Consider the following 15,910-nt stretch of genomic DNA (forward strand, 5'->3'; position numbering starts at 1 on the left):
AGTCGCAGACCTCGATGCCGCCATCGCCTTCATCAACGAACGCGACAAGCCCCTCGCGCTCTACGCCTTCACCGAGTCCGAAGCCGTCAAGTCGCGCCTGGTGAACGAGACGTCCTCCGGCGGCGTCGCCTGGGGCCAGCCGGCGATGCAACTGCTCATGCCCGGCCTGCCGTTCGGTGGCGTCGGCGAAAGCGGCATGGGCCGCTACCACGGCCGGTACACCCTCGAGACGTTCAGCCACCTCAAGGCCGTCGCGGACGTCCCGCTCAGCTAGCCTCGCGCTCTTTCGAACGGGCTGCCCGATGGATGATCGGCCGGCGGAATTGCCTCAGGCCGGTGAGAACGAGGATCGCCGAGATCTCTGTTCCCGCGACCGCCCCAAGCGCGTTCCAGGTGAAGCCGTGTATCGGTCCTCTTCGCGGGGCGCGTCGAGGGAGTCGGTCGGGGCGCGGGGTGGTGCAGACACCGATCCGTACCGGCTTCGGCGGCGGCAGCCTGACGTCGTCACCTGGTCGGCCGCGGATCGTGCGCAAGGAGCGAACGCCCGTACTCCGGCGGGCGGTTGCGCATGCCGTCTGCGTCGACACCGGCGCCGACGGCATGCGGCTCTCACTGCGTTCGCCGCCCACACCACCCACACCCCGATCCACCGGGACAGCGTGGACCCCTGCGTCGCAGACCTTCATCCCGTTTCCCTCCGTATTACAGAAAGAAAGAAACCCATGCCTGCCAACACTTCAGACGTTTCGCCCGCCCCGTCGCTTTTCTCCCCCGTCTCTCTCGGGAAGATCGAGCTCGCCAACCGCATCGTCATGGCACCGATGACCCGGGTCCGGGCCGGTTCCTCCGGCATCCCCGGGGACATGATGGCCGAGTACTACCGGCAGCGGGCGAGTGTCGGGCTGATCATCGCTGAGGGCACCTACCCCGACCGCGCGTCGCAGGGGTATGTCGGTGAGCCGGGCATCGCCACCGACGAGCAGGCGGCCGGCTGGCAGCGGGTGTTCGAGGCGGTGCATGCCGAGGGCGGCCGCATCTTCCTGCAGCTCATGCACGGCGGCCGCCAGACCCACCCCGATATCAACGGTGGCCGCCGCGTCCTGGCCCCCAGCGCGATCGCCCGCAGCGGCGAGACGTTCACCGAGAAGGGCGAGCAGCCCTACCCCGTGCCGGAAGCGATGACCGCCGCAGAGGTCCGGGCAGCCGTGGAGGACTTCGTCGCCGCGGCCCGCCGGGCCGTCGAGGCGGGAGCGGACGGCGTGGAAATCCACGGCGCCAACGGCTACCTGCTCCACCAGTTCCTCTCCCCGGCGGCCAACCAGCGCACCGATAGCTACGGCGGCTCGCCGCAGAACCGCGCCCGCTTCGTCGTCGAGGTCGTCACGGCGGTCGCCCAGGCCGTCGGTGCCGAGCGGGTCGGGCTGCGGATCTCGCCGGAGATCGCCTTCGGGGACGTCTTCGAGACCGACCGGGACGACGTCCTGGCCACCTACGGCACCCTGCTGGACCAGCTGCGCCCGCTGGGCCTGGCCTACCTCTCCGTACTGCACACCGAACTGCACACCGAGCCGGGCGGCGACCTGGTGCAGAAGCTGCGGCGGCGCTTCGACGGCAAGCTGATCGTCAACAGCGGCCCCTTCGGGGGGCCTACCACCCGCGAGGAGGCGCTCCAGCAGATCGAGGCCGGCCACGCCGATGCCGTGGCCGTGGGCCGGGCCCTCATCGCCAACCCCGACCTCGTCGAGCGCTGGCAGGGCGGCCACCCGGAGAACGAGCCGCGGCCGGAACTGTTCTACGGGCTGGACGCCGAGGGCTACACCGACTACCCCTTCCTCGAAGCGGCCTGAGGCTCACGGTCACGCCTGTCCATGCGGCAGCCCCACCCACCCATGGACAGGCGCCCGGCCGGCGACACCGTGCCCGCCTCTGTGAGCCCGCGGTCAAGCCGGCGATCACCGGCTCGAGGACCGTCGGGTCCGTCCGGGCGTCGACGGCAGAGTGGTGGAATTCGCCGCTCGTCAACGGCTCCCCAACCGACGCCACCACTGGTCCAGGGCCCTTCACGCCGGAGGGCCCTGAGCCATGCCCGCAGTGGACAACGGACAGAACGAAACCCCATCCATAGACGCCGCCCCCGAGCAGATCATCACCGAGGCCGACGGCGTCAACGTCATGCACGACGTCGAGGACTCCTGGACCACCGTCGGCCGGGAGAGCGTCGTCCGGCGCGACCCCGACGTCATCGTGATCTGCGACTACGGCGACGTCACCGCCGAGCAGAAGAGGAAGTTCCTGCTCTCCTACGCCCCGCTGCGCGACGTCTCCGCGATCAGGCACAAGCGGATCTTCGTCCTCGACTACGTCGACCTGGTCGAGAGCCCCCGCAACCCGTCGGCCATCGCCCACCTCGCCGGCTACCTGCGGACAGCCTCCGGCAGCTAGCGGACCGTACTGCGGCCCACCACCGTGCCCGCGCGGTCGACGCAGATGACGTCGACCGCGACCGGCGCGCCCCGCAGCACGGCCAGGGCCTCGTCGCGGGCGGCCGTGGCGACCAGGTCGCCGAGCGGGACCCCGGCCGCCGCGCACAGCTGGAGCGCGGCGAGCCCGGTGTTGGCGGCGGCCACCTCGGCGGCCAGGGCCTCGTCCGCGCCGCCGCGCCGGGCCAGGTCCGCGAGGAAGCCCTTGTCGACCTGGGAGCGGGCGGAGTGCAGGTCGAGATGGCCGGCGGCGAGCTTGGAGAGCTTGGCGAAGCCGCCGCAGATGGTCAGCCGCTCCACCGGGTGGCGGCGCACGTACTTCAGGACCGCGCCCGCGAAGTCGCCCATGTCCAGCAGCGCGTCCTCCGGCAGCGCGTACTCGGCGACGACCGTCCGCTCCGACGTCGACCCCGTGCACCCGGCGACATGCGTGCGCCCGGCCGCGCGCGCCACGTCCACGCCCCGCCGGATGGAGTCGATCCACGCCGAGCAGGAGTACGGGACGACGATCCCGGTGGTGCCGAGGATGGACAGACCGCCGAGGATGCCGAGGCGGGGGTTCCAGGTGGACCGGGCGATCTCCTCGCCGTGGTCCACGGAGACGGTGATCTCGACGTCGCCGGTGCCCCCGTGCCGGGCGGCGACCTCGGCGACGTGGTCCCGCATCATCTGCCGGGGAACCGGGTTCACCGCCGGTTCGCCGACGGGCAGGGGCAGACCCGGACGGGTGATCGTGCCGACCCCGGGGCCCGCCCGGAAGACCACCCCCGCCCCGGCGGGCAGCAGCCGTACCGTGGCCCGGACCAGCGCGCCGTGCGTGACGTCCGGGTCGTCGCCCGCGTCCTTCACGATCCCCGCCATCGCGCTGTCGCCGGTCAGCGCCTCGGCCGCGAGCGCGAACGCCGGGGTCTGCCCCTTCGGCAGGGTGATCGTCACCGGGTCCGGGAACTCGCCGGTCAGCAGCGCGGTGTACGCGGCCGTCGTGGCCGCCGTCGCGCACGCACCGGTCGTCCAGCCGTGCCGCAGACCGGTGTGCTTGAGTTGGGCCGCGCGACCGCCCTTCGCCGCACCGCCGCCCCCGTCGGCACCCTGCTTCTCGTCACCGCTCATGAACGGACCCGGACTCCCATGCACGTACTGATACTCGGCGGAACCACGGAGGCCCGCCGTCTGGCCGAACTGCTGCACGTCACCCCGGGCGTCCGCCTGACCAGCTCCCTCGCCGGACGGGTCGCCAGCCCCCGGCTGCCCCCGGGCGAGGTCCGCGTCGGCGGCTTCGGCGGGGCCGAGGGGCTGGCGGCCTGGCTGCGCGAGCACGGGGTGGACGCGTTCATCGACGCCACCCATCCTTTCGCCGGGACCATGAGTTTCCACGCGGCACAGGCGGCCGCCATGACCCATGTTCCTCTGCTCGCGCTGCGCCGGCCCGGCTGGGTACCGGTCACCGGTGACGACTGGCACGACGTCGGCTCGCTGGAGGAGGCCGCGCGGCTGCTGCCCACGCTCGGGCGGCGCGTGTTCCTCACCACCGGGCGCATGGGCCTGGCCGCGTTCGCCGCCCTGGACGACCTGTGGTTCCTCGTCCGGTCCGTCGACGCCCCCGAGGCCCCGTACCCGGCCCGGATGGAGGTGCTGCTCGACCGGGGCCCCTTCACCCTCGACGGGGAGCGGGACCTGCTGAGCCGCCACCGCGTCGACGTCGTCGTCACGAAGGACAGCGGGGGAGCGGCGACCGCGCCCAAGCTGACCGCCGCGCGCGAGGCGGGGCTGCCGGTGGTCGTGGTCCGCCGGCCACCCGTGCCCGAGGACGTCCCCGTGGTGACGGACCCGGAGGCGGCGGCCCGGTGGGTGCGCGAGCGCCTCCACGCCCGCTGACGCCCGGCCGCCGCACACGCTCCCGCCCCGCTCACGCCCGTCCGCCGCACGCCCTCATCCCGCTCACCCCTCCGGATACCGGCGCGGCGTCCAGACGATCTCCTCGCCGTCCCCGCGCCGGACCGCCCGGGTCTGGGAGGAGCCGACCAGCAGGATCGTGCGCATGTCGACCTCGGCCGGGTCCAGCTCGGCCAGCCGCACGATCCGTACGCGCTCACCGGAGCCGCCCACGTCCCGCGCGACCACGACCGGTGTGTCCGGCGCTCGGTGTTCGAGGAGCAGCTCGCGTGCCTTGGCCACCTGCCAGGTCCGGCTGTGCGAACCGGGGTTGTAGAGGGCCAGCACCAGGTCCGCCGAGGCCGCCGCGCGCAGCCGCTCGGCGATCACCTCCCACGGCTTGAGCCGGTCGGAGAGGGAGATCGTGGCGTAGTCGTGGCCGAGCGGCGCGCCCGCGCGGGCGGCGGCCGCGTTGGCGGCCGTCACCCCCGGCAGCACCCGCACCGGCACGTCCGCGTACTCCTCCTGCGAGGCGACCTCCAGCACGGCCGTCGCCATGGCGAAGACCCCCGGGTCACCCCCGGAGACCACCGCGACCCGCCGCCCGCGCCGGGCCAGGTCGAGGGCGAACTCGGCACGCTCCGACTCGACCCGGTTGTCCGAGCCGTGCCGCACCTGACCCGCCCGGCGCGGCACCCGGTCCAGGTAGGTGGTGTAGCCCACGAGGTCGTCGGCGGCGGCGAGCGCGCCCCGCGTCTCGGGCGTCAGCCACAGCGGACCGGCGGGCCCGGTCCCCACCACCACGACCTCGCCCCGCTCCCGGGCCTCCGGACGCTCGACGTCCACCTGGCTGGGCAGCACGGCCACCGAGAAGTACGGCACCGACTCCGGGTCCACGTCCGCCAGTTCGGCGAGCCGCTCCCCGGCCATCGTGGCCCGCTCCACATAGCGGGCCTCGCCGAGCCGCCCCGAACTCTCCAGCGCGCCGCGCACCTTGGTGAAGGTCCGTCCCAGCTTCATCACCACGGCCACGTCCGTCGCGGCGAGCCGCGCGGTCAGCTCCTCCTCCGGCAGGGTGCCCGGCAGGATCGTCAGCACCTCCTCGCCCTCGGCGAGCGGGGTGCCGAGCCGGGCCGCGGCGGCCGACACGGACGTCACACCGGGGATCACCTCGGTGTCGTAGCGGTCGACCAGTCGCTTGTGCATGTGCATGTAGGAGCCGTAGAACATCGGGTCGCCCTCCGCGAGGACCGCGACCGTACGCCCCGCGTCCAGATGCGCGGCCAGCCGGGCCGACGCCTCCGCGTAGAACTCCTCCATCGCGCCCTTGTAGCCGCCCGGGTGGTCGGTGGTCTCCGTCGTCAACGGGTAGACCAGCCGCTCCTCGATGTGGTCGGCGCGCAGGTGCTTCGCCGCGATCGAGCGGGCGATGGAACGGCCGTGCCGGGCGCTGTGGTACGCGATCACGTCCGCCTCGGAGATCACCTCGACGGCCCGCACGGTCATCAGGGACGGGTCACCGGGGCCGAGCCCCACCCCGTACAGCTTGCCGCTCACTCTTCCTCACTCGCGATCGCGTTGAGCGCGGCGGCGGCGATGGCGCTCCCGCCACGACGGCCGCGTACGACGAGGTGCTCCAGGCCCGACGGATGCTCCGCCAGCGCGTCCTTGGACTCGGCGGCGCCGACGAACCCGACCGGCACACCGATGACGGCGGCGGGCCGGGGCGCGCCCTCGTCGATCATCTCCAGCAGCCGGAAGAGCGCGGTGGGCGCGTTGCCCATGGCCACGACCGAGCCCTCCAGGCGGTCCCGCCACAGCTCCAGCGCGGCGGCGCTGCGCGTGGTGCCCAGCTTCGCCGCCAGCGCGGGGACGGCCGGGTCGGAGAGCGTGCACAGCACGTCGTTGTCGGCGGGCAGCCGCTTGCGGGTCACCCCGCTGGCCACCATCCGCACGTCGGTGAAGATGGGCGCCCCGGCGCGCAGGGCCTCGCGGGCGCGGGCCACCACGTCGGGGGTGTACGTCAAGTCCCGTACCAGGTCGACCATTCCGCAGGCGTGGATCATCCGGACCGCGACCTGGCTGACATCGGCGGGCAGGGCCGCGAGGTCCGCCTCCGCGCGGATGGTGGCGAAGGACTGCCGGTAGATCGCCGGGCCGTCCTTCTCGTAGTCGTAGGTGGTCACGGTGGTGTTCTCGCTGCTCTCGGTCGTCGTACGGGGGGCGTTCGTGCGGGGGTCGTGCGTGCGGGTGTCGTTCGTGGTGCTCATCAAGTGATCGCCGTCAGGGCCTCGGCGAGGTGCCCGGGGTCGGCCATGGACGTGGTACGCGGGTCCTGACCGGGAGCCGTGCGGGACAGCTCGTAGCCGCCGCCCTCCACCGCCACCACGTCGACGTGTTCGCCCCGGGGGTGGCCGCAGCGGCGCTCGCAGCCCGACCAGTACAGCGGGAGCCCGGCGCGGCCCGCCGCCTCCAGGGTCTCGGTCGCGTCCGACCGTACGTCCGCCAGGGACTTGGCGCAGCCGGGGCGTCCGATGCAGGCGCCGACGCGCAGCCAGGGGGATGCGGGATCGGTGACGAGGCCGGTCACGGAGAGCCGGGCGAGCGCGTCGGTCGCCCGCTCCCCAGTCAGGCCCGGCGCGGGGACGACGACTCCGCGCCAGGGGGTCAGCCGCAGCTCACCGCATGGTGTCGTGGCCGCGAGAGCGGTCAACTCCCGCCACTGGAGCGGGGTGAGGCGACCGAGAGGGGCGTGCACGGAGAGGGCGTCACCGACGGCTCCCGGGGGCGGGCCGTCGGCTCCGGGGTGAGGGCCGTCGGTCGCGGTGGGTGGGCCGTCGGTTTCGGCCGCCGTCGTCCCGCTCCCGTCGCCGCCCCGGAGCGCGGTGTCGACGCCGACGGCCGCCAGCCGGTCCCGGACCTCGCGGAGCAGCGCGTCCTGGGAGGGGAGTTCGGTCACACGCCAGACCCGCGCCCCGCTCTCCCGCGCCGCCTCCAGGAAGGTCTCGGCGGCGGTGATCGCGGCCCGGGCCGCGTGCTCACCGGGGACCGACAGGCTCTCGCCGGCCGTCCCCAGGCTCAGCAGCGCGCCGTCGACCCCGGTCGCCCGGACGGTCACATCGGCGTCCAGCGCGGCCACGTCCCCCCGCCCGTCGTCGAGCGCGAACAGGAACCTGCCCGACAACCGCCGCGCCGCCTCGCTCGCGCACAGCGCGGTGTCCAGGGCGGTCAGCCAGGGCCGTACGTCGCGCAGACCGCGTCCGTCGAGACCGGACAGGGGAGAGGCGACGATGTTGCGCACCCGCTCGTGCCCGGCGGACGGCAACAGCCCCGCCGCGTCCAGCGCTTCGGCCAGCTCGCCCCCGCAGCCCTCGGCCAGCCCGCGCAGCTGCACATTGCCCCGGGAAGTGAGGTGAAGATCACCGTCGCCGAGCCGTCGCGCCGCCTCCGCGAGCGCCTCGGCCTGGCGGACGGTCAGCACACCACCGGGCACCCGGACCCGGGCCAGCGCCCCGTCGTCCGCCGCATGCAGCCGCAGTGTCCCCGGGCAGGCGTCGCCACGGTCCCGTGTGACCGCTGTGGCCTGGGACGATGAACGCGGGGGAGGCGTGGACATGGCGGCGAGCATACCCACCGGCACATCGGACGTATCCTCCGCCCTTTTGGGGCAGCCTTCCTTTTGAGGCGACCCTTACTATGCTGCTCGGTGGATCATCCGGTCCATCGACGCCACCAAGGCGACAGGGGAGGAAGCCCGGTGTGAGTCCGGCGCGGTCCCGCCACTGTGAGCCCGTCCCAGGAGGGTCGGGCGAGTCAGGAACTCCCTTCCCCGTACCCCTCGGCCCGCCCGAGCAGGGGAGACTTTCGATTCGACACCGCCCGGGGCGCGGACCCCGAGGAAGGCCAGCAGCCGCATGCAGCCATCGTCCGGGGAGCGCTCCGCGCAGCCCCGCATCCTGCTCCTGTCGACCTCCGACACCGACCTGCTCAGCGCCCGCGCGGCCGCCGGCCCGGTCCCCTACCGCTTCGCCAACCCCTCGCGCCTCGCGCTGGAGGACCTCCCGGCCCTCCTCGACGGCACCGACCTGGTCGTCGTGCGCCTCCTCGGTGGCATCCGCGCCTGGCAGGACGGCCTCGACCTGCTGCTCGCCGACGGCCGCCCGGTCGTCGTCCTCACCGGTGAACAGGCGCCCGACGCCCAGCTGATGGCCGCCTCCACCGTCCCGGTCGGCATCGCCGCCGAGGCCCACGCCTACCTCGCCCACGGCGGCCCCGCCAACCTGGAGCAGCTGGCCCGCTTCCTCTCCGACACGGTCCTGCTCACCGGCCACGGCTTCGACGCGCCCGCGCCCGCGCCCTCCTGGGGCCCGCTGGAGCGCACCGCCCGCGACACCGCCGACGGCCCGACCATCGCCGTGCTCTACTACCGAGCCCACCACATGAGCGGCAACACCGCCTTCGTGGGCGCCCTGTGCGAGGCGATCGAGGAGAAGGGCGCCCGCGCGCTCCCGCTGTACGTGGCGTCGCTGCGCGCCCCCGAGCCCGAGCTGATCGAGGAACTCCGCGCCGCCGACGCCATCGTGACCACCGTCCTCGCCGCGGGCGGCACCAAGCCCGCCGAGGCGTCGGCCGGCGGCGACGACGAGTCCTGGGACGCGGGCGCCCTCACCGGCCTCGACGTGCCGATCCTCCAGGCCCTGTGCCTGACCGGCTCGCGCGCCGCCTGGGAGGAGAACGACGAGGGCGTCTCCCCGCTCGACGCGGCCAGCCAGATCGCCGTCCCCGAGTTCGACGGCCGCCTGATCACCGTCCCGTTCTCCTTCAAGGAGATCGACGAGGACGGCCTCCCGGCCTACGTCGCCGACCCCGAGCGCGCCGCCCGCGTCGCCGGGATCGCCGTACGCCACGCGCGACTGCGCCACATCCCCAACGCGGACAAGCGCCTCGCGCTCGTCCTCTCCGCCTACCCGACCAAGCACTCCCGCATCGGCAACGCGGTCGGCCTGGACACCCCGGCGAGCGCGGTCGCCCTGCTGCGCCGACTGCGCGACGAGGGCTACGACTTCGGGGGCGCCGACGTCCCCGGCCTGGCCTCCGGCGACGGCGACGACCTGATCCGCGCCCTCATCGAGGCGGGCGGTCACGACCAGGACTGGCTGACCGAGGAGCAGCTCGCCCGCAACCCGGTCCGGATCCCGGCCGCCGACTACCGCCGCTGGTACGCCGAACTCCCCGAGGAACTGCGCTCGGCCGTCGAGGAGCACTGGGGTCCCGCGCCCGGCGAGATGTTCGTCGACCGCAGCGCCAACCCGGAGGGCGACATCGTCCTCGCGGCCCTGCGCTTCGGCAATCTGCTGATCCTCATCCAGCCGCCGCGCGGCTTCGGCGAGAACCCGATCGCGATCTACCACGACCCGGACCTCCCGCCCTCCCACCACTACCTGGCGGCCTACCGCTGGATCGCCGCCCGCGCCGACGACGGCGGCTTCGGTGCCGACGCGATGATCCACCTCGGCAAGCACGGCAACCTGGAGTGGCTGCCCGGCAAGAACGCGGGCCTGTCCGCCGCGTGCGGCCCCGACGCCGCCCTCGGCGACCTGCCGCTGGTCTACCCGTTCCTGGTCAACGACCCGGGCGAGGGCACCCAGGCCAAGCGCCGTGTGCACGCCACCCTCGTCGACCACCTGGTTCCGCCGATGGCCCGCGCGGACTCCTACGGCGACATCGCGCGTCTGGAGCAACTCCTCGACGAGTACGCCCAGATCTCCTCCATGGACCCGGCGAAGCTCCCCGCGATCCGCGCCCAGATCTGGACCCTCATCCAGGCCGCCAAGCTCGACCACGACCTGGGCCTGAACGACCGTCCGGAGGACGACGGCTTCGACGACTTCCTGCTGCACGTCGACGGCTGGCTCTGCGAGGTCAAGGACGCCCAGATCCGCGACGGCCTGCACGTCCTCGGCAACCCCCCGGCGGACGCCGACCGCGTCAACCTGGTCCTCGCCGTCCTGCGCGCCCGCCAGATCTGGGGCGGCACCCAGGCCCTGCCCGGCCTGCGGGAGGCCCTCGGCCTCGACGAGTCCGCCGCGACCCGCACCACGGCCGACGAGGCCGAGGACAAGGCCCGCGCGCTGGTCCAGGCGATGGAGGACGCGGGCTGGGACCCGGCCGCCGTCCCCACGGTCGTGGCGGCGCACGTCCCCGCCGAGCGCGGCGAACAGGTCACCGCCATCCTGGAGTTCGCCGCCCGCGAGGTCGTACCCCGGCTCGCGGCGACCACCGCCGAACTCGGCCACACCGTCCACGCCCTGAACGGCGGCTTCGTCCCTGCGGGGCCCTCGGGCTCCCCGCTCCGGGGCCTGGTCAACGTCCTGCCGACCGGCCGGAACTTCTACTCCGTCGACCCCAAGGCCGTCCCCTCCCGCCTTGCCTGGGAGACCGGCCAGGCCCTCGCCGACTCCCTGCTGGAGCGCTACCGCGCCGACAACGGCGAATGGCCCACGTCGGTCGGGCTGTCGTTGTGGGGGACGAGCGCGATGCGCACGGCGGGCGACGACGTGGCGGAGGCCCTGGCCCTGCTCGGCGTCCGGCCCGTCTGGGACGACGCGTCCCGCCGCGTGACCGGTCTGGAGGCCATTCCGGCCGAGGAGTTGGGCCGTCCCCGTATCGACGTCACCCTGCGCATCTCGGGCTTCTTCCGGGACGCGTTCCCGCACACCATCGGGCTGCTCGACGACGCCGTACGGCTGGCCGCCTCCCTCGACGAGCCGGCCGAGGTCAACCACGTCCGCGCCCACGTCCAGGCGGACCTGGCCGAGCACGGCGACGAACGCCGGGCCACCACCCGGATCTTCGGCTCCCGGCCCGGCACGTACGGCGCCGGACTGCTGCAGCTCATCGACTCCCGGGACTGGCGGACCGACGCCGACCTCGCCGAGGTCTACACGGTGTGGGGCGGCTACGCCTACGGCCGGGAGCTGGACGGCCGTCCGGCCCGTGAGGAGATGGAGACGGCGTACAAGCGGATCGAGGTGGCCGCGAAGAACACCGACACCCGCGAGCACGACATCGCCGACTCCGACGACTACTTCCAGTACCACGGCGGCATGGTCGCCACCGTCCGCGCGCTGCGCGGCACGGCCCCCGAGGCGTACATCGGCGACTCCACCCGGCCCGAGACGGTCCGCACCCGCACCCTCGTCGAGGAGACGTCGAGGGTCTTCCGGGCCCGCGTCGTCAACCCCAAGTGGATCGAGGCGATGCGCCGCCACGGCTACAAGGGCGCCTTCGAACTCGCCGCCACCGTCGACTACCTGTTCGGCTACGACGCCACCACCGGTGTGATCGCCGACTGGATGTACGACAAGCTCACCGAGACCTACGTCCTGGACGAGACCAACCGCGAGTTCCTCCAGCAGGCCAACCCCTGGGCGCTGCACGGCATCGCCGAGCGGCTGCTGGAGGCGGAGTCGCGCGGGATGTGGGAGAAGCCAGATCCGGCGGTGCTGGAGGGGCTGCGCCAGGTGTACCTGGAGACCGAGGGCGACCTGGAGGGCGGCGACAGCTGACGACGGGCGGGGGTGCGGGGCGTCGCGCCTCTCCCGCACCCCCGCCCGCGAGTGTTTCAGCGCCGGTCCCCGGCGGCCCGTACGAGGGCGTCGAACAGTCCCTGCTGCGCGGGGTCCTCGTGAGCGGTGTCCTCGGGGTGCCACTGCACGGCGGTGAACCAGCCGGGGGAGCGGGGGAGTTCCAGCCCCTCCACCGTGCCGTCGGCGGCGCGGGCGGTGACCTCCAGTCCCTCGCCCAGCCGGTCCACCCGCTGGTGGTGGTAGCAGGACGCCTCCACCTTCTGCGCGCCGGTGGCCCGCTCCAGGAGGGTGCCGCGCCGGATCGCCACCGGGTGCACGAGGTGGCGGTGTTCGTGTTCCGGGCCGCCCATGTCCTGCTCCAGGGTGCCGCCGAGGGCGACGTCGACGACCTGGAGTCCCCGGCAGACGGCCAGCAGCGGGATGCCCGAGTGCAAGGCGGTGCCGGCGACTTCGAGGTCGAAGGCGTCCTGCGTCTCGTCGACGTCGTAGACACTGGCGTGGGTGTCGGCGGCGCCGTAGCGGTACGGGGCGAGGTCGCCGCCGCCCGGGAGGAGGACCCCGTCGAAGCGGGCGAGGCGCGCGGTCACGTCGCCGTCGGGCGCCGGGTGGATGCTCGCGGGTTCACCGCCCGCCCGCCACACGGCCTCGATCAGCGCGCGGGCGTTGACCTCGGCGGCGTACCGCAGTGCGGAGGTCGTGGCGGCGAAACGGGCAGGTACGGCTATCAAGGGCCGGGCAGGGGGTCGGATCACAGCTGGATCCAGGTCGTCTTCAGCTCGGTGTACTTCTCCAGGGCGTGGGCCGACTTGTCACGGCCGTTGCCCGACTGCTTCATCCCGCCGAACGGGACGGTCAGGTCGCCCTCCTCGTAGCAGTTGACCCACACCGTGCCGGCCCGCAGCGCGCGCGAGACCCGGTGGGCGGTCGACAGGTCGGAGGTCCACAGCCCGGCGGCGAGGCCGTACTCGGTGGCGTTGGCCAGCCGTACGGCCTCGTCGAGGTCGTCGAAGGTGAGCACGGACAGGACGGGGCCGAAGATCTCCTCGCGGGCCAGCCGCATACCCGGCTCCACCCGGTCGAAGACGGTGGGCCGCAGATAGCTGCCGCCGGTGTGGTGCAGGTCGCGCTCGCCGCCGACCAGCAGCCGCGCGCCCTCCTCGACGCCGGTGCCGATGTGGTCGAGGACCCGGTCGAGGTGGGCCTCGCGGACCAGGGCGCCCATCTCGGTGGCCGGGTCGAGCGGGTCGCCGACGCGCAGTTCCCGGGCGCGGGCCACGATCGCCTCGGTGACGCGTTCGGCGACGGAGGAGTGCACCAGGAGCCGGGACGGCGCGGTGCACATCTCGCCCTGGTTGAAGAAGATGCCCCAGGCGGCGGTGGCGGCGGCCTTCTCCAGGTCGGGGGCGTCGGGCAGGATGATGTTCGGTGACTTGCCGCCCAGTTCCAGCCAGACGCGTTTGAGGTTGGAGTCGGCGGCGTAGCGCAGGAAGTGCCGGCCGACCGGCGTGGACCCGGTGAACGCCAGGACGTCCACGCCGGGGTGGAGTCCGATGGCCCGCCCGGCCGTGGGCCCGTCGCCGGTGACGACGTTGAGGACACCCGGCGGCAGTCCCGCCTCCGTGGCGATCCGGCCGAGCAGCAGCGCGGACAGCGGGGAGTTCTCGGACGGCTTCAGGACGACCGTGCAGCCGGCCGCCAGCGCCGGGGCGACCTTCCAACTCGCCAGGGTCAGAGGGAAGTTCCACGGCACCACCGCGCCCACGACACCGGCGGGCTCCCGGGTGACCAGGGCCAGGGCGTCGGGGGCGGTGTGGGGCGACTCGTCGGTGAGTTTGTCGGTCAGCTGCCCGTACCAGCGGAACGTGTTGATCGCGGCCCGCAGTTCGATGTCGTGGGCCTCCGTGTACGGCTTGCCCATCTCCAGGGTGATGGTCAGGGCGAGCTTCTCCCGCTGTTCTTCGAGGAGTTCGGCGACGCGGAGCAGGATCCGGCCCCGGTCGGCGGGGGCGAGACGGGGCCAGGGGCCGGAGTCGAAGGCGCGGCGGGCGGCGGTCACGGCGAGGTCGACCTCGGCGCTCCCGGCGTCGGCGACCTCGACGAGAAGCTGCCCGTCGCGGGGTGACACGACGGCGAAGGAGGCGCCCCCGCCCGGCTCGTCCACCCCGTCGATGTGGTGCCGGCCGGGCAGCTCCAGTTCCTTGGCGCGACGGAGCAGGGTGTCGTGGGCGGGGGCGGGCATCGGCTCTCCTCTTCTTGTCCTTGCGTGGGCGGGTGCGTCGCGGACCGCGGTCAGTCCGTGACGGTCCGGGCGCCGCGGGTCAGCCGTGCCACGACGAGCCCCAGGACCAGCACCGCGGGAACGGTCAGTTGCAGCCACACGGCGGTGGTCCGGTCGCCGCCGATGAGCGTGGTGAAGTTCTCGATGATCAGCCAGATCGCCCCGGCGATGCCGAGCGCGCCGAGGACCGGTGCGATCAGGGTGTTCCAGGGCCGGGTGTCGGCACGGGAGCGGCGGAAGAAGACGACCACGGAGACGGAGGTCAGGAAGTACAGCAGCATCATCGCCAGGACGGCCACGCCGCTGAACCAGGAGAACAGCGTCAGCACGGGGTCCTTGCCCAGCAGGGCGAACGGTACGACCAGGGCCGCCGCGATCACGGTCTGCGCGATGCCGGCCGCCCAGGGGGAGTGGCGCCCGTTCAGCGAGGTCAGCCCGCGCGGCAGCAGGCCCTCGCGGCCCAGGGAGAACAGATAGCGGTTGGCGGAGTTGTGGAACGCGAGGATGCCGGCGAACAGCGAGGTGGCCAGCAGCACGGGCAGGACGTCGCCGGTCCAGGCGCCGAACTCCGCCGCGATGGGTGCGAAGACCCAGCCGGCGGCGTCGCCGCCCTCCAGCGCCTTGCCCGCCTCGGCCGTCGCCCGGGACGCGCCGTGCGCGGAGACCAGCATCCACGAGGTGAAGGCGAAGAAACCGGTGACCACCGCGACCGACAGATAGGTGGCGCGCGGGACGGTCCTTCTGGGCTCCCGGGCCTCCTCGCCGTAGATGGCGGTCGCCTCGAAACCGAACATCGACGCCACGGCGAACATCAGCGCCACACCGGGAGCGCCCTGGAGCGCCGCGTCCGGCGAGAAGCTGTCGGCGAGGCCCAGCCCCTCGGGGCCGCCGCCCTTGACGAAGGTGACGACGGCGAAGGCGATCAGGATGCTGAACTCCGCCAGGACGAACACGGCCAGCAGCTTGGCACCCATCTCGATCCCGGCGGCGCCGAGGACCTGGACCACCACCATCGTGACCAGCGCCCACACCCACCAGGCGAGGTGCACCTCGGCGTAGTGCTCGACGAGGCCGCTCACCGTGGCGCCGTAGAGCCCGTACATCGCGGCCTGGATGGCGCAGTAGGCGAAGAGCGCGACGCCGGCGCTGCCGGAGCCGGCCGAGCGGCCCAGCCCCTTGCCGATGTACGTGTAGAAGGCGCCGGCGTCCACGACGTGGCGGCCCATGGCGACGAAGCCGATGGAGAACAGCAGGATCACGACGCCGGCCGCGAGGTACGCGGCGGGGACGCCGGCCCCGTTGCCGATGACGACGGCGATGGGGACGGCTCCGGCGATGCCGGTCAGCGGGGCCTGGGCGGAAAGGACGAAGAAGAGGATGCCCAGGACGCCGAGGGAGTCGGGCTTGAGCCTGCCTGCGGTGGATGGTTCTTGTGAGCTGTGCGGGGCGACCGCCGTCTGACTGTCCACTCGGATCACCTGTCGGGGACGGGGAGGATGGATTCGTTTAGGCCCAAACGAGTTGCCTCATCGTGGGCTGGCCCTATCCGTTTGGCAAGGGGGTCGGGTGAAGATTTTCGGCCGGTGCGACAGGCGTGTGCGGGAACGCCGGAAGGCCCCGGACGTCGGACGCCCGGGGCCACGACCTCGGGCTAGTCGAGGACGAGCCGGTGCGGGACGAGACCGTCGAGT

General features: G+C 73.3%; 11 protein-coding genes, 1 pseudogene and 1 riboswitch. Of the genes and pseudogenes, 5 read left to right on the forward strand and 7 right to left on the reverse strand.

Features of this window, described 5'->3' with window-relative positions; genetic code table 11:
- The 3 genes and pseudogenes from PUR53_RS15220 to PUR53_RS15230 form a co-directional block, all read left to right on the forward strand.
- Positions 1 to 274: aldehyde dehydrogenase family protein (locus tag PUR53_RS15220; protein ID WP_329908585.1), on the forward strand; the 274-nt coding region annotated here is incomplete at its 5' end.
- 448 nt (positions 275 to 722) lie between these two features.
- The gene (locus PUR53_RS15225) at positions 723 to 1,847 is read left to right on the forward strand and encodes an alkene reductase (protein WP_329908586.1); all 1,125 of its coding nucleotides are present in this window, start codon (positions 723 to 725) and stop codon (positions 1,845 to 1,847) included.
- A 274-nt stretch (positions 1,848 to 2,121) separates the two neighbouring features.
- Positions 2,122 to 2,442 (forward strand): annotated as a pseudogene (locus tag PUR53_RS15230) (ABC transporter substrate-binding protein); the annotation flags it as partial.
- On the opposite strand, the gene PUR53_RS15235 reads toward PUR53_RS15230, so the two are convergent.
- Positions 2,439 to 3,590, reverse strand: a complete 1,152-nt coding sequence (locus PUR53_RS15235) for a cobalt-precorrin-5B (C(1))-methyltransferase (protein WP_329908587.1) — start codon at positions 3,588 to 3,590, stop codon at positions 2,439 to 2,441. The pseudogene PUR53_RS15230 and the gene PUR53_RS15235 overlap by 4 nt on opposite strands.
- Positions 3,591 to 3,608: 18 nt before the next feature.
- Between PUR53_RS15235 and PUR53_RS15240 the strand changes: the two genes are divergently transcribed.
- Positions 3,609 to 4,355: a cobalt-precorrin-6A reductase gene (locus tag PUR53_RS15240; RefSeq protein WP_329897961.1), complete on the forward strand. Its 747-nt coding sequence runs from the start codon at positions 3,609 to 3,611 to the stop codon at positions 4,353 to 4,355.
- A 63-nt stretch (positions 4,356 to 4,418) separates the two neighbouring features.
- Here the strand turns inward: PUR53_RS15240 and PUR53_RS15245 are convergent, their stop codons facing one another.
- From PUR53_RS15245 to cobG, 3 genes are all read right to left on the reverse strand, one after another.
- Positions 4,419 to 5,909, reverse strand: a complete 1,491-nt coding sequence (locus PUR53_RS15245) for a precorrin-2 C(20)-methyltransferase (protein WP_329897962.1) — start codon at positions 5,907 to 5,909, stop codon at positions 4,419 to 4,421.
- Positions 5,906 to 6,538: a precorrin-8X methylmutase gene (locus PUR53_RS15250; protein ID WP_329908663.1), complete on the reverse strand. Its 633-nt coding sequence runs from the start codon at positions 6,536 to 6,538 to the stop codon at positions 5,906 to 5,908. Before PUR53_RS15250 ends, PUR53_RS15245 begins: the two co-directional genes overlap by 4 nt.
- Positions 6,539 to 6,621: 83 nt before the next feature.
- Complete coding sequence (cobG, locus tag PUR53_RS15255) at positions 6,622 to 7,980, reverse strand: precorrin-3B synthase (protein WP_443080308.1); 1,359 nt, start codon at positions 7,978 to 7,980, stop codon at positions 6,622 to 6,624.
- 62 nt (positions 7,981 to 8,042) lie between these two features.
- A riboswitch (cobalamin riboswitch) is annotated at positions 8,043 to 8,195 on the forward strand.
- Positions 8,196 to 8,266: 71 nt separating this feature from the next.
- Here cobG and cobN point away from each other — a divergent pair.
- Positions 8,267 to 11,920 carry a cobaltochelatase subunit CobN gene (gene cobN, locus PUR53_RS15260; RefSeq protein WP_329908590.1) on the forward strand — a complete coding sequence of 1,218 codons (3,654 nt, stop codon included), beginning with the start codon at positions 8,267 to 8,269 and terminating at the stop codon, positions 11,918 to 11,920.
- 56 nt (positions 11,921 to 11,976) lie between these two features.
- Here cobN and PUR53_RS15265 read toward each other — a convergent pair whose 3' ends face one another.
- From PUR53_RS15265 to PUR53_RS15275, 3 genes are read right to left on the reverse strand one after another with little or no spacing between them, the layout of a single operon-like run.
- A complete protein-coding gene (locus PUR53_RS15265; protein ID WP_329908591.1) occupies positions 11,977 to 12,693 on the reverse strand; it encodes a gamma-glutamyl-gamma-aminobutyrate hydrolase family protein in 717 nt (238 codons plus the stop codon).
- A complete protein-coding gene (locus PUR53_RS15270) occupies positions 12,690 to 14,180 on the reverse strand; it encodes an aldehyde dehydrogenase (RefSeq protein ID WP_329908592.1) in 1,491 nt (496 codons plus the stop codon). The genes PUR53_RS15265 and PUR53_RS15270 overlap by 4 nt, the downstream gene beginning before the upstream one ends.
- Before the next feature lie 50 nt (positions 14,181 to 14,230).
- Positions 14,231 to 15,688 (reverse strand): APC family permease, encoded by a 1,458-nt coding sequence (locus PUR53_RS15275; protein WP_329897967.1) that lies wholly within the window; start codon positions 15,686 to 15,688, stop codon positions 14,231 to 14,233.
- Between the last annotated feature and the right edge of the window lie 222 nt (positions 15,689 to 15,910).

It is taken from the genome of Streptomyces sp. SP18BB07 (genome assembly GCF_036322545.1).
GTDB lineage: Bacteria > Actinomycetota > Actinomycetes > Streptomycetales > Streptomycetaceae > Streptomyces > Streptomyces deccanensis.